This window comes from Candidatus Krumholzibacteriota bacterium (genome assembly GCA_016932415.1).
GTDB lineage: Bacteria > Krumholzibacteriota > Krumholzibacteriia > Krumholzibacteriales > Krumholzibacteriaceae > Krumholzibacterium.
Genome location: JAFGCX010000016.1, coordinates 86096 through 100403, shown reverse-complemented (window position 1 = coordinate 100403; position 14308 = coordinate 86096). Strand labels below are relative to the sequence as shown.

Genomic DNA, 14308 nt, shown 5'->3' with positions numbered 1-14308 from the left:
TGATGTCGTCATGCCCACCGATGATGATACTGCCGTAATCGTGCTGCTGTTGTTTCACCATGACAACCTCTCCATGCTACAGGGTCTGTCCCCGGATGTTGCGTGCCGGGAACTCTTCAAGTCTATCTATACACGCGAAAACTCTGTTTAAATATTTACCGCGTCCCCGTCTTCAACATAAGACCCGGCCACTTCCAGCGAATCTTCTTCCTGAAAGATCACTCCATACCTGTCAAGAACCAGTTCCGGATCGATCACAGGATACTCTTTCTCGCCAATATGCAGCGACTGCCTTGTGATCGATGGCCAGGCTCCCTCTACGAGCTGTTCCACAATTCCTTCTGTTTTATGCCACGGCCCGGAGGTAATGATCCCTATTCTTTCTTCGGCCAGACCGATAATCACGATCTTGTCCCCTTCAGACGAATTTTTCATCTCTTCGACCGCCAGTTCATCAAGGCGGCATACAGGGACTGATTTTCCTGAGACGATCACATATCTTCTGTTACTTCCCTCATCATTTTTAATATCCTTTATATCTACGGCTCCCTCGATAGATCGGGATGGAACGGCAAAACTGTTCCCTGAACCGGAAAGGAGATGATAATCGGTCATAACGGTCGTCCGCGGGAAGGTGAACCTGAATCTCCCCGCCTGGCCGCTTTCCGGCTCTACCCACAAAAGACCATCCCATTTTCTGATGATGCTTCTTACTTCAAGAAGCCCCTTGTAATAAGCTACGGCGTCATCCCTGTCGACCTGCGAGTCGGAAAGAAAATCCGTTCCGTTATCAGACACCGTGGCAACGACATATGATCCTTCGCTTTTAATATCGACCTTGATCGAAAGATCCAGGTCTTCTCTGTCGTCATACATCCTGTTTATGTCGAAAATGCAGCTCTCAAGAATACTCGCCAATCCTGAAGCTGCTTTACGCTCAAGAGAAAAGGAATCTGTCGACAATTCGACATTCGAAGACCATCCGTGCATACGGTTGTTAAGATCAGTAAAATCCCTGACTCCATCGAGGACAGTCTGGCTTGATACCTTGGCTCGGAATTTTGTGTTTCTACCGCCCAGCTGCCTGAGGATATTCTCGATCAGCCCTAGAAAAAATTCGCTTTCTCCGAAAGCCAGCTCAAGATCTCTGATCCCCGCTTCGCCTCTCGGTTCGGCAAGGTACTGGTTGAGTTTATCATCGACTTTTTCAAGAGCCGAAATCAGTCTCGTCATCGTATTGAATTCGTCCCTTACGACCTTGTCAGAATCGTTTTTTGCCGGGGATCGCGGCAGGGTGACCCAAGATTCAGAAATACTTTCATCACCTTTGACCGGCTCCAGGCCGGGCATTACAGCGTCGTTCCGATCCGCGCCGAAGATCAACGTTTCAATCCGGACCGATTCTTCGACAACAGGAGCCCCTTCATCCTGATACGCCTCGTCGATCAATACCTCTATCTCCTGCCGGACTCCGGAAAATCCGCCGTCAGGATCCGGATCTTCCGATTCTCCCCCTGTCATTTCCTCGATGACCTGCTCCTCTGTCTCAAGGATCTCTGAAACGATCTGTGAAAGCGTTTCATCCCAACATCCGGTACTTGCCGCTGCCTTATCGAGGAGGTTGCCGAACGATGTGAGTGTCCGGCTCCATTCAGCCAGACCAAGCATCTTAAGACTTCCCGCCAGCAGGCTATTGGCAAATCTGTTCTTTCGCAGTACAGCCGTTTTTAACCCTTCACCTGAGCCATGAGTCATCAGATCGTTCAATTTGGCAATATGATCGAGGACCTGCTCGCAAAAGAGTCTTTTGTTTTCTTCATTCAGAATGATCAATGCTCACACCTCTTTTTAAGATCAGGTTTTCTCCACATATTCAACAGCGCCAAGTTCAAAAAGGTCGTAGACCTCTTCTTCTTTCAGACCAGCAACTTGTCCGGCGGGAACGTTTTCCACTTTGCCGGAAATATTCTGACCGGTTGCCAGGCGGATAGCATCGGTGACTCTTTCCAATGAATCAGCTGGTGAATCCTGGCCCTCGCCGATCATATTTTTTTGTTCTGGCTTAAAGTATTCCGCTGATCCCGTCGGGGATGATCCTTCGCTGCCGGCTTCCTCCGAACCTATCTTCACCCATTGATGCCCCGGCATCTCCATCCAGTCCCCACCCTCATGAGGACCTGATGATTCTTTTATCTCGGCACTTTCAGGGATCTCGTATATATCATCGTCCTCAACCGATCCGTCAGGAAGATCGACGGCGTTGCTGCTCTCAAGAGAAATCTCCTGCAGGCTCTCTTCAACTTCTTCAACCGCTGGTTCGTCGCCAATACCGGCCTGTTCTCCCACATGGGCGTAATTATCCATGATCGATATCTTCTCAAGCTCTTCCTGCTCGCCGATCCGCGCCGATTCGTGATCGAACATATCAGCCTCATACTGGCCGACTGGATCTATCGCCTCATCCTGTTCACCTTCCCATATCTTTCCATGATCAATGACCAGACCTGTATCTTCAGAGGAAGGTTTCTTATCCTCGCCGAATGTCACAAAATCCTTGTCCCCTGAAGCGAGATATTCTATTTCTTCCTCACAGGCTTCTTCATCTGCCTGCCGCGTCGTTTCAGTATTCTTATCCTCAATGATCGCGTGCAGGTTCCTGTCGAGCGCTTCGAGTTCATTTCCAAGATTGATGACCCTGTCCTGAAGAGAATGGCTTGCCTTCTCAATATTCGACGAAATATCCGAAATACAGGCACTGATGCCGCCCGTGTCTATCCCAACAACCGCTGAACTGTCTCGGTTCTTCGCGCTGGCATTGATATTTCTCTTCAGTATTCCCACGGCATCGGCGGATTCTCTCGACAACCTGTTGAATCTCTCCGCCGTGCCCCTCAGTTTTTCGGCAAACTGGGCGAGACTATGCTCGGAGATCTCACCTCTTGCCGCCATAAGGGCGATATTAAGCGCCAGCCCGTTATTCTCCTCCGCGAAGGAATCAAGGACCCTGCTGTATTCGCAAATCCTTTCAAGGGCCTCTTCGATCTCCCGCGTACCGGTAATAGCTCCGCCCGTGGCATTTTGCCCGCTTACCGCAAGGTTGCCCGTTGTATTATCAGCGAGCTGTTTCGCGGCGCTGTTCAGCCCACCCAGGGATCTTACGATCTCAAGAATATCCCCATTGGAGCCCTCGGCATATTCAAGTATCCTTCCAATAGACAGCGAGGTCTGTCCATTTATCTTCCGATTATTCTCAATCTGCCTTCTGATCGATTCAAGTTCCTCATTATGATCCGCGATATGCGAGCTTATCTTTCGCACAAGCGACGCCCACCATCGTCCCTCTATGATAGTCTCCTGGATATCGTTTCCGCTGAGGATCGAATCTATCTCCATCTCCAGATCTACCGATTTTTCTTCCTCTCCCATCCTGGTCATCTCTTCAGAGATATCCTTGATCTGGTCGCCATAATTTCTCAGGATGCTCTGCAACTCGGGAAAATCGGAGAGTTTTGCGATCTGAGCGGGATTTGTAAGATCGTCAATGCTGTCTGCAAGCGAGATCATTTTCCTGTAATCCTGACCTGACGCAAGATAATATTTGTACCTTCTTACCGATGAAGCGATTAAAAAATATGAGAAAAGTGAGATCAGGACTACTCCCGCGGCGAGTGGATAGAGTTCCTTGAAAAACTTGTATGAATCAATGATCCACTTCGAATCGCCGTTCTTCAGCCAGGTCAGGTCAATGTTGTAGACATGGGTAATGTAGTATCCTACGGCAAAACTGGTCACCATCAGCATCATGGCGACAAAGACACCGATCTTCCATGGCGACGTAAGTACAGGCTTTTTATTAGAGTCTCGCACGATGAACTCCTTAACGTATAAAGCATAAAAATCGACCTTCTGGCCCTTATTTTGATTTCATTTGACCAACTGCAATAATATTCTCGGGTGGGAAATCCGCAAAGATTATGCCAAGGCGACAATTAAGCCAAATCTACGTATTAACAGGAAGTTATAGGAAATTCCAAAGAACGGTGAGATAATTCAGGAACGAATATGCTAACTCTCAATGCTTTTTGCAAAGACCGGATTGAGGCATATTTAACGCTATTCCATCTGTTTCAGCTCTTGGCCGGGTACAGGGCCCATATTGCCATTGCGTCACTTTTTGCTTCTGGCGCTTTTGATGATCGGCGCGTACAGAGCGGGCTTCCTGTCCCTGAAGAGATGATTGCCTGACGTTATGTTCTTATCGTCAGCTTCGATGACTTCAATATCCTTGACCTTGAGCGATTCGCTCCGGTCGCCCGCGGAAACAAGGACTTCTCCGCGTGGTCCGAGAATCTGGCTTCCCCCCGTAAAGGTAAGGCTCATCGTGCCGCGTTTCTCTGTCCCGATCCTGTTGGCGGTAACGGAAAAGACACCGTTTTCAATCGACCTGATCTTCATTCCCTCCTGCCCCCACGGAAGGACCAGGTTGGCCGGATGAACAAGGATCTGGGCCCCTTTTAGGGCGAGGACCCTGCTGACTTCCGGGTATATCCAGTCGAAACAGATCATCATCCCGAGCTTCGCTTCGTCTGTATTGACTGTCTTGAAAGATGACCCCGAATCGAAAAACAGGTTTTCCCTGTCGAAAAGATGCACCTTCCGGTAAGTCTCCATCTTGCCTTTTGGAGAAATATAAACGGCTGAATTGAATAAATTTCTCCCCGATTTCTCTGCCATTCCGAAGACAAGATGAAGGTTCTTCTTTTTGGCGACCTTTTTCAGCTCCGTAGTGGTATATCCGCCTTTTACCTTCTCGGCGAGCTTCCCCAGTTCAGCTTTGTTCTTGAATAGATATCCCGTATTAAACAGTTCGGGCAGGACGATTGTGGCATCACTGACCTTGCTCAGCAAAGTCGAAGCCTTTTTTACATTGAATTTGACTTCCCCGAACTTGCAACGCATCTGGAGGAATCCTAATTTCATTATCCCCCTCATCTTTCTGTTAATAATAGGACGAGCGACCCGAATAATCGGGGCTGATTATACCAGAAAACAGGAAATTATAAACAATTAATTTAAATATTACGTTTTTTCAAGTACCAGTCGGTGGCACATTCTTTGCTATTTGTGGTTCTGACAGACAACAGGAAAAACATCTTTGCGATACAACGGAGATTCGATATGGATTCGATCACTACCTATACGCTTATCGGCGATAATGATCCAGAACCGGCATCGATATCTTTTTTCATGATGAATAATCTGCTCTATAGCCGTATAGACAGCGGATATCCATCGAACAGCGATCAGTTCGATGAGGATGTCAATGTCTACCTGGCATATCTGCTCGAATCGATGATGAGTCCTGAATACCACGAGGCCGTTAAACAGTTTGTCGTGCCGTACGATCTGCCCCTTTTCGAATCTATCAGGAACGAACCGGATCCAAGGGTCAAATACATGACTTATCGCATGAACGCGGACTTCCTGCTCATGTCGATCGGCATTTTTAACAATGCCAGAGGCAAAAGGCCTGACTCCACCTCGTTTATGAATCTCTCGATCAATACTTACATCGGAAGAGGAAAGGCATATTACGACCTGGCGCAGTCATATCTTCGAAAAACCACGCTCAGGAAAAGTACGATGACCGAGATCCTCGGCAAACTCTCGCTTAATTTCGAGAAATATATCAATGTAATATCGATGTTGAGAAGCGAGTACTTCAATATCTACGACAGGATATCCCAGGGGGAACTCTACCACCTCGGGAAAAGTATAGAACAGGAAAGCCTTAAAGCGCGGATCAGCAAAAAATACGATGAATTCCTCGATGCCTACTCAAGATTCCGCGATCAAAGAACAGATGAGGCGAAAAGCGCGCTTGTGCAAATGACCCTGGAATTGAAAAAACTCGATCAATCGTTTGATTTCGATCCTGATCTTCTTTCTGATTCAGAGATCCCTGATGAAATCGCAGCAGATATCTGATACTTCTCGCGCCTTTTCACCCTGTACAAGCTGATGCCCTCCATCTCTGAGCCAGATGAATTTAGAACGGGGATTTCTACTGTGCCGTTTTAGAAAATTCAACCCCCTGGAACTTACCACTTTGTCATCGACAGCCTGGATCACAAGAACAGGTCCTTCTATCGGTTTGAAATCGGATCGGGTCCTGTCGATCAACTCCATGACTGTTGATTTTACGGGAAAGACCTCTTTCGCGATCGTCGGGAACACTTTTTGAAAGAGCCTCATTGTCAGATAGCGTTTGCTTTTCACTGGAAAAAGGGCGGGTGCTATAAGGACCGTTCCTTTTACCGGGTATTTGTTCATCAGGTTCAGAGCGATCGTCCCTCCAAGGCTCAAACCGACGAGATAGGCACTGCGTGTGTAGCTCAGGACCGTCTCCAGGGCGACCCTCGATTCGGAAAGGCAGACAGACCACGAGGACCCCGTATTTCCATTCTTACCATCGCTGATCCGCGGTTTTCTACCACTGAACCTGTTTGTGAAAAATTCTCTTAATCCACTATCGACAGATTTTGGATCAAGCGAAAGGTGTATCGAATACACGCTGTATCCCCTGGAAAACAGGTCCCCCGCGATAACGCGCATCTCATCCGGAGAACCGCCGGCCCCATGGATCAGGACGCAACAGGAAGCTTCATTTTCCTGCAGCATGAGAAATGACCTGTCTTTTTCAGGAACACCGGCATTACGCTCTATAAACATTCTGCTTTCATGAAAGAACTTTAAAAGATTCTTCCGCAGATCGAAATTGTCAGGCGCATCCTGAAGTCTCTGCTGTAATTCCCATATAGATTGATTTATTCTTTCAAGTGTCCTTGGCAATTGCCACCTGCCTTTGATCGAATTAAATGATCGCCTTTACTTTTCCGTTCCGCCGCAGACCCTTAGACATAATCCGCAGATAAGGCTGTTTATCTTCTCGCTTTTTGAAAATCTTCTCAGCTGGGCGGCGCATTTGTCCAGATCAAAGTCATTCGGGTCCTCTTTGATAGCCCCGACCGGGCAGACATCGATGCACCTTTTGCAGGAACCGCAACTTCCAGCATCGATACCCGCTCCCTGATCGGGCAAAGGCATATCTGTCAATATCGTCGCGTATCTCACCTGCGAACCATATTCAGCGCTGACAAGAAGATTGTTTCTTCCCATCCATCCTATACCGGCGAACCCCCCCACCTCTCTATGCGAAAGATGACCGAGCAACCGGTCCCAATCGAGGATCTGTGAAGCTGGAACAGGAATAGCCCTGTATCCCATATTCTGGCATTGCCTCGAAATGGCGAGAGCCGCTTGATCGAGAGCGAAATTCACCGTCCTGTAATGATAATAATAAGTCCACGTGGGAGCTGTCAGGACTGTGTCAAGGACGGGCGCGGAAAGTCTTATCCCGATTGAAACGGCGTATTTAAGGGATGAGGCTGTCTCGCGGATCGATTCATCGATAAGCAGGCCCTTATCATCGATCCTCGCGCTTGCCAGAATGTCGACCGACCCTGCTCCAGACCCTTTTTTCAATGCTGCCAGATTATCTTCAGCTTTATGTGAATTCATTTCTTTATCAACGGCAGATCAAAATACTGCTAGCTCGTCCTGTAATTCGGCGCTTCCTTGGTAATCATTATATCATGAGGATGGCTTTCGCGCAGCCCTGCCTGCGTTATCCTCACAAAACGTCCTTTATCCTTCAATTCGGCGATCTTCGCCACGCCGCAGTACCCCATCCCAGCCCTAAGACCTCCCATCAGCTGAAATACGTTACTTGCCAGGTTGCCTTTGTAAGAGACCCGGCCCTCTATCCCTTCCGCCACAAACTTGTTTTCCTCTGCCACATTCTCCTGAAAATATCTGTCGCTGCTTCCCTTTTTCATCGCTCCGATCGATCCCATCCCCCGATATACTTTGAAGCTTTTACCCTGGTGATATATGATCTCTCCAGGCGATTCTTCAGTCCCGGCAAACATGCTGCCTATCATTACGCTGTCGGCTCCCGCTGCCAGAGCTTTCGTTATATCACCGGAATATTTTATTCCTCCATCAGCGATCAGGGGTATACCGGCGCTCTTCGCCACGGCGGCACAATCCATTATCGCGGTGATCTGCGGGACTCCAATACCCGCTACTACCCTTGTAGTACATATCGCCCCGGGGCCGATTCCGACTTTTATCGCGTCGACGCCAAGTCTGACAAGGTCCCTCGCGGCTGCGGCCGTCGCGATATTTCCGGCGACAAGCTGGATCGATTTGAATTTTTTCCTAATCTTCGATACCGTATCAAGGACAGTCTTGGAATGACCGTGTGCCGTATCGACTACGATGACGTCCACGCATACGTCAACAAGAGCCTTGACCCTGGACATCGTATCGGCGCCCGTTCCTACAGCGGCTCCGACTCTCAGTCTTCCCTCACGGTCCTTGCAGGCATTCGGATAATCGATCTTTTTCTGCATATCCTTGACCGTGATCAGCCCCTTAAGACAATTCTTCCTGTCAACGACGGGAAGCTTTTCGATCCTGTTTTCGTGGAGGATCTTCATCGCCTCGTCCATCGTGATCCCTTCCGAGGCGGTTATCAGTTTCTTCGTCATGACCTTGCTTATCTCGACATCCTGACGGCCTATGAACCTCAGATCCCTGTTTGTCAGGATACCAACGAGGACATTCCTGCTGTTGACGACAGGCAACCCCGATATTTTATATTTATCCATCAGTTCTATCGCCTCACTGACAAGATGTTCCGGCGATATCGTCACTGGATCGGTGATCATCCCGCTTTCGCTTCTCTTTACCCGTTCTACATGCTCCGCCTGCATCTCTATTGGGAAATTTTTATGGATGATACCTATCCCTCCCTCCCTCGCGAGCGCTATGGCGAGAGCTGATTCAGTCACGGTATCCATCGCCGCAGAGACCACGGGGATATTCATCTTTATCTTGCGCGTGAGATCAGTCTTCAGATCGACTTTCTGCGGATGGACCTTCGATTTCGCAGGGATCAGGAGGACGTCATCGAAGGTAAGGCCTTCCTTTATTATTTTTCCTTCTTTCACCTGTTGCGAAAGAGCTTCAGGCTCCTTCTCCCCCCTTTCATTATCGATAATCCAGATTTCAGTTACTGCAACATACCCTCTGTAAATAAAACTGTCAAGATTGAACGCCTCTTATCGACCCTGTTCTTTACGCCTGTTTTTCCGGCCAGCCTTTTCTATCTATCGGGCGCATCGTCATTCGGCGATTCTTCCATACGGCAAGGGAATTGACTCCCGCCTCGGCAAGAAGTTCAAAGGCAAGGTCGAAATCGCGACCGACATCCGAAGGTCTATGGGCGTCCGATCCAAGTGTCACCGGAACATCGGCTTCGACGCATTTCCTGAGAAATTCAAAATCCGGGTATATCTTTCCCGCTCCGCGCCGAAGCCCGGCTGTATTGACTTCTATCGACATTCCCGCCCGCGCGAGCATCTCAGCGATAGATGAATAAAAGGGGGTCATCTCTGCGACCGGTCTGAAATCCTCTTTGATGATCGCGTCAGGATGAGCGAGGATATCGAAAAGTCCGCTATTGATCAATCGTCCCACGAGACCAAAATAGGCCGGGATGACCGCTTCGGGATCCATTTCAGCATATTTTCCCCGCCCTGACATGCTTGTAAAATGCCAATCCCCGAGAAAATGCACCGATCCAAGAACATAGTCGAAAGGTGCGCTTTGAAGGAGTCTCCCTGTCTTATCCTCCAGACCGGGGAAGTAGTCGGCTTCGATCCCCAGCCGGATCGTCATAATTCCACTGTATTTGCGGGAAAGGTCTCTGACAATCCTGACGTAGTCGGGTAGTCTTTCTTCCACCATGGCATGGTATGGATCGGGAGCTGTAACGAGTGGAAGATGCGCGCTGAATCCTATCTCGAAGATATTCCTTTCTATGGCAGCAAGCACATAATCCTCAAGAGGCCCCTCGGCATGTCCACAGAATTCTCCATGCATATGATAATCGAACATACCGGCAGGATACACGATATCCCTGGCGCCGGCAAGAATATCGTGGACCGTAGAAATCCCCACCCGAAGATGAGATCTTTTGCTAAAGAAACCTCCACTCTGTCCGAATAAATGTCACAGGACAGGGAGTTGAGAATGCGTGATGAGAAAATTCTGATATACAGCCATAACAGAGCTATGGTCGACCTGATCGGGAAGCGGCTTGGAGCAGGCGAGAATCAGCCCTATACCGCCCAGACTCCCGGTGAAGCAGGACAGCTGCTCGAAAGCGAGATATTCGATGTCTTCATTCTCGCCGGGGAGCTCGACCTCGACAATGTCCTTGAACTCCTCGATCTTGCCAATAGGCTCGAACATGTGCCGTCTACGATCATCATCGAGATAGACGCCAGTCGATCGACGCTTCGCCAGGCTCTGAATTCGGGGTGTTCCTATTTCGTCGACAGCATAGATGAGATCGAGCGGATAGATGAGATAACTTCTTTTCTTCTAAGAGAGAACCGGGAATTGATAAAACGGAATTCGCCATTGAAAGTCAAACGGCTTTCTTCCCCTCGTGAAGGGATTCCCGCCGGGAAAGACCTTTCCAGAAGGGAAAACGAGATCCTTCATACGATGCTGCGGGGATTCAACAACAGGGAGATAGCGGAAGAACTGGAGATCAGCGAAAAGACGGTCAAAAATCACCTGTGGAAGATATACAGAAAATTCGGGGTCGATAACAGGACTCAACTTTTTCACAACCTGCTGAAATCCTGCCCGTGCATGAACCTCACCGCTGGTTCCGGGAAAGAAAAGACTCAGCCTGCCATTATGATCACTTCCGGGTGAATCACCGCGACCTTTCCGCTCCTTTCTTATATACAGGTCTTTCAGCAGATTCTCGGAAGCAGGTCACCGTAGGGAATATCGACGACCCTTTCTCCCCCCAGTAAAGTCTTCATGATGACATGCCCTCCGGGAGACATCCTGACAGATCCGATTACCGCCGCATCCTTCCCAAGCGGGTGCCTCCTCATCCTGTCGAGTACTTCACCGGCATGACCGGGATCGACGATTGTGACGAACTTGCCCTCGTTCGCGATGTGCAGAGGCTCGTATCCCATAAGTTCGCAGCCCTTTCGGACGGCATCCCTCAGAGGAATCGACGCTTCTTCGATCTCTATACATACATCTGAATCTTCGGCAATCTCGTTGAGCACTGCCGCAAGACCTCCCCTCGTCGCGTCGCGCATCACCCTTATCCCATCTGTCTCTTTCAGAAGAGGGACTATCAAAGTCGACAGTGGAGCAGTGTCACTTTCAAGGGCGCTACCGAAATCGAGGTTTTCGCGCATGCTCAGGATGGCAAGTCCGTGATCGCCGATAGTCCCGTTGATTATCACTACATCCCCCGGTCTGGCTGAAGCCGATGAGAGTCCGATCCCGTCCGGGATATTGCCGATGCCGGCAGTATTGATGAATATCCCGTCAACTTTGCCTTTTTCAACGACTTTTGTATCTCCAGTTATGACCGATATCCCGGCTTCTTCAGACGTCATTCTTATAGAATCGACTATTCTGCCGAGATCAGCCATCGCGAACCCCTCCTCTATTATGAAAGAGAGTGATATAGCCAGGGGAACGGCTCCACAGACAGCCAGGTCGTTCACCGTCCCGCAGACGGCGAGGTGACCGATATCTCCCCCGGGGAAAAATACCGGATCGATCACGAAAGAATCGGTGGTAAACGCTATCTTTCCTGGAAAAGACTCTATTATCGCGCTGTCTTGGAGAGGCAGATCGTTTTTCACCCCAAGCCTCTCGAGGATGAAACGTACCAGTTCCTTCATGAGGATCCCTCCGCCGCCATGAGCCAGAAGGATCTTTTCGCCATTACTGCCTGTCATTGCCTTGCCAACTCCCTTCATGATACCGGGAACGGACCGGTTCCGCCACATCCCGGGGTCAGATCATTCCCTTTATTATTTTTGCAACGCCGGCCTGTACCTGCCCTAGGGATATTCCCCCGTCGTTCGGAGGAACGATCCTGTGCTGATAGAAGACCGGGGGTATTCCGTCCGCCAGTCTTGATATTCTCTCGCACAGATATCTATTCTGGAATACTCCCCCCGACAGGACGACCTTTCCGCATTGAGTTTTCTTACAGAGATTGTATGAAAGATCGACCACGAGACGCGCCACAGAATTATGAAACACCGCGGCGATCTCCTGGCGGCTTTTTCCTCCCCTGAGATCCTCGATGATTCCTTTTATCACCGGGGATGGATCTATCCTGACCGGATCGCCCGATGTAGTATCGAAAGTATAATGCCGCTCGGTCGTACCAGCGTTGAGAGCAAGTTCCTCCAGTCTTACAGCCGCTTCAGCCTCATAGCTGACCCTGTGTCCACAATTGAGCAGCGACGCCACGGCGTCGAAAAGACGGCCGATGCTGGAAGTTTCGATCGAATTGATCCCGCGTTCGGCCATCTGAAGGATCTCCCGGGCCGGTAGCCTTTCAAGAGGCAGAAATTCACCGGCTCGATCGAGAAGATCACAACCATAAAGACATCGTAGATACATGAGGGCCATTCTCCATGGTTCTCGCACGGCCGCGGCCCCTCCGGGAAGGGGAATATATCCCAGGTGCGCGAGCCTGGTAAAATCGTGGTGCCGGGCGAGGATGAATTCTCCCCCCCAGAGCTTTCCATCAGTCCCATATCCGGTTCCGTCGAAAGAGACCCCGATAACCGGTTCGTCAATACCATGTTCGACCATCACGCTCACGGCGTGCGCGTGGTGATGTTGCACCTTTATCACAGTTGGATAACCCAGTTCCGAGGCAAATCTCGTCGTAAAATAATCGGGATGCATGTCGCAGACCGCGATCTCCGGTTTGATTCCGAGGATCCTGGTGAAAGATTCGAACTCTGCCCTGTAGTTAAGCTGCCCCCTGAGGTCGCCCAGGTCTCCGAGATGAGATGAAACGAAAGCCATTTCAGCCCGAGTCAGGGTAAATGTCCCCTTTTCCTGCCCCCCCGTACCGAGGATCGATCTCGATACCAGTTGCGGAAGTCTTATCGGCTCCGGAACATACCCCCGCGCTCTTCGTATCGGGACAGCGGCCCCCGAAGGAACGAAAAAGATCGAATCGTCGCATTTATGGGCTATCTTTCTGTCATTTATCAGCGCAGCGTCGGCGATCGACCCAAGTATATCTTCAAGTTCGTCTTCCGTCGAGATGAGCGGTTCATCTGAAAAGTTGGCAGAGGTCATTATCAGCAGGTCGAGACCATCGATCAGAAGATGATGGACCGGAGTGTAGGGCAGAAAAGCACCCAGATATCCGTTGCCGGGAGCTATATTTTCGGGAAGCCCTCCTCCGGATTTTCTCAGGATCACGATCGGAGCTTCTGATGAAACAAGAAGTCGAGCCTCCCGCTCCCCCACAACGCAGAATTCCCTTACTGTTTCCAGATCCCTGAACATAAGCGCGAATGGCTTTACCGGCCTTCTTTTTCGTTGCCGCAGCAGATCGACAGCTTTACCGTCGGTCGCGAGACAGGCAAGGTGATACCCCCCGAGCCCCTTTACCGCCAGAATGCCTCCCGCGGCAATTATCTTTCTCGCTCCGTCTATCGGATCGTCATCTATTGCTTCGCCCCTGTCATCTATCAACAAGAGCTTCGGTCCGCATCCGGGGCACGATACAGGCTCTGCATGGAATCTCCTGTCGGAAGGATCTGTATACTCCCCCCTGCAGTGGGCGTCCATCTCAAAATCGCTCATAGTTGTAAGAGGTCTGTCATAAGGCAATCCCTCGATGATCGTAAATCTCGGTCCGCAATTCGTGCAGTTGATGAATGGATACCTGTAACGCCTGTCCCTTGGATCTCTCATCTCGGCGAGGCAGTCTCCGCAGACCGCCGCGTCGACGGGAAAGATCGTATCGGAATCGCCCGATTCCTCGCTCTCAAGGATAACGAATTCCCTGTCCCCCACCGGTTCAACAATTTCGATATCGACAGAATCGAGCCTGGCCAGAGGCGGCGGATGTTCCGTGAGAGAAGTACCGAAATGGTCTATAGCTCCCGGTTCCCCCTCTATCTCTATGATGACTCCACTATTCGTATTCCTTACTGTTCCAGTCACCCCGGCCTCGGCGGCAAAACGGAAGACCGACGGACGGAATCCCACTCCCTGCACGCGCCCCCTTACAGTCAGTCTTAATCTTTCTATTGCGGTTCTCACCCTGATACTTTTATTGATTTCTTTCCATCTCATGTCAACAGGCTCCAAA

11 protein-coding genes are annotated in these 14308 nt (G+C 49.9%); 2 read left to right on the top strand and 9 right to left on the bottom strand.

The window, feature by feature from the left end:
• Positions 1 to 147 precede the first annotated feature (147 nt).
• The 3 genes from JW814_06320 to JW814_06310 form a co-directional block, all read right to left on the bottom strand.
• A complete protein-coding gene (locus JW814_06320) occupies positions 148 to 1833 on the bottom strand; it encodes a hypothetical protein (GenBank protein MBN2071057.1) in 1686 nt (561 codons plus the stop codon).
• A 21-nt stretch (positions 1834 to 1854) separates the two neighbouring features.
• On the bottom strand, positions 1855 to 3867 hold the full coding sequence (locus JW814_06315; protein ID MBN2071056.1) for a methyl-accepting chemotaxis protein: 2013 nt from the start codon (positions 3865 to 3867) through the stop codon (positions 1855 to 1857).
• A 300-nt stretch (positions 3868 to 4167) separates the two neighbouring features.
• Complete coding sequence (locus tag JW814_06310; GenBank protein MBN2071055.1) at positions 4168 to 4980, bottom strand: hypothetical protein; 813 nt, start codon at positions 4978 to 4980, stop codon at positions 4168 to 4170.
• Between the two features lie 198 nt (positions 4981 to 5178).
• Here JW814_06310 and JW814_06305 point away from each other — a divergent pair, with 198 nt between their 5' ends.
• Positions 5179 to 5988: a hypothetical protein gene (locus JW814_06305; protein ID MBN2071054.1), complete on the top strand. Its 810-nt coding sequence runs from the start codon at positions 5179 to 5181 to the stop codon at positions 5986 to 5988.
• Here the strand turns inward: JW814_06305 and JW814_06300 are convergent.
• From JW814_06300 to JW814_06285, 4 genes are all read right to left on the bottom strand, one after another.
• Positions 5953 to 6852, bottom strand: a complete 900-nt coding sequence (locus JW814_06300) for a hypothetical protein (protein ID MBN2071053.1) — start codon at positions 6850 to 6852, stop codon at positions 5953 to 5955. The two genes, JW814_06305 and JW814_06300, sit on opposite strands and share 36 nt — an antisense overlap.
• Before the next feature lie 36 nt (positions 6853 to 6888).
• Positions 6889 to 7581, bottom strand: a complete 693-nt coding sequence (locus tag JW814_06295; protein ID MBN2071052.1) for an epoxyqueuosine reductase — start codon at positions 7579 to 7581, stop codon at positions 6889 to 6891.
• 29 nt (positions 7582 to 7610) lie between these two features.
• Positions 7611 to 9077: an IMP dehydrogenase gene (gene guaB, locus JW814_06290; protein MBN2071051.1), complete on the bottom strand. Its 1467-nt coding sequence runs from the start codon at positions 9075 to 9077 to the stop codon at positions 7611 to 7613.
• A 127-nt stretch (positions 9078 to 9204) separates the two neighbouring features.
• A complete protein-coding gene (locus tag JW814_06285; GenBank protein ID MBN2071050.1) occupies positions 9205 to 10089 on the bottom strand; it encodes a histidinol-phosphatase HisJ family protein in 885 nt (294 codons plus the stop codon).
• 114 nt (positions 10090 to 10203) lie between these two features.
• Here JW814_06285 and JW814_06280 point away from each other — a divergent pair, with 114 nt between their 5' ends.
• Positions 10204 to 10857 carry a response regulator transcription factor gene (locus JW814_06280; protein MBN2071049.1) on the top strand — a complete coding sequence of 218 codons (654 nt, stop codon included), beginning with the start codon at positions 10204 to 10206 and terminating at the stop codon, positions 10855 to 10857.
• 41 nt (positions 10858 to 10898) lie between these two features.
• Here the strand turns inward: JW814_06280 and hypE are convergent, their stop codons facing one another.
• Both hypE and hypF read right to left on the bottom strand, forming a co-directional pair.
• Positions 10899 to 11915, bottom strand: a complete 1017-nt coding sequence (gene hypE, locus JW814_06275) for a hydrogenase expression/formation protein HypE (GenBank protein MBN2071048.1) — start codon at positions 11913 to 11915, stop codon at positions 10899 to 10901.
• Between the two features lie 58 nt (positions 11916 to 11973).
• Positions 11974 to 14292, bottom strand: coding sequence for a carbamoyltransferase HypF (hypF, locus tag JW814_06270; GenBank protein MBN2071047.1), 2319 nt, complete (start codon positions 14290 to 14292; stop codon positions 11974 to 11976).
• Between the last annotated feature and the right edge of the window lie 16 nt (positions 14293 to 14308).

What these genes read in the sequence shown, in the direction of transcription:
- JW814_06305 (MBN2071054.1), top strand. Translation starts at nt 5,179, where the DNA reads ATGGATTCGATCACTACCTATACGCTTATCGGCGATAATGATCCAGAA.
- JW814_06310 (MBN2071055.1), bottom strand. Translation starts at nt 4,980, where the DNA reads ATGAAATTAGGATTCCTCCAGATGCGTTGCAAGTTCGGGGAAGTCAAA.
- hypE (MBN2071048.1), bottom strand. Translation starts at nt 11,915, where the DNA reads ATGACAGGCAGTAATGGCGAAAAGATCCTTCTGGCTCATGGCGGCGGA.
- JW814_06295 (MBN2071052.1), bottom strand. Translation starts at nt 7,581, where the DNA reads ATGAATTCACATAAAGCTGAAGATAATCTGGCAGCATTGAAAAAAGGG.
- hypF (MBN2071047.1), bottom strand. Translation starts at nt 14,292, where the DNA reads ATGAGATGGAAAGAAATCAATAAAAGTATCAGGGTGAGAACCGCAATA.
- JW814_06280 (MBN2071049.1), top strand. Translation starts at nt 10,204, where the DNA reads ATGGTCGACCTGATCGGGAAGCGGCTTGGAGCAGGCGAGAATCAGCCC.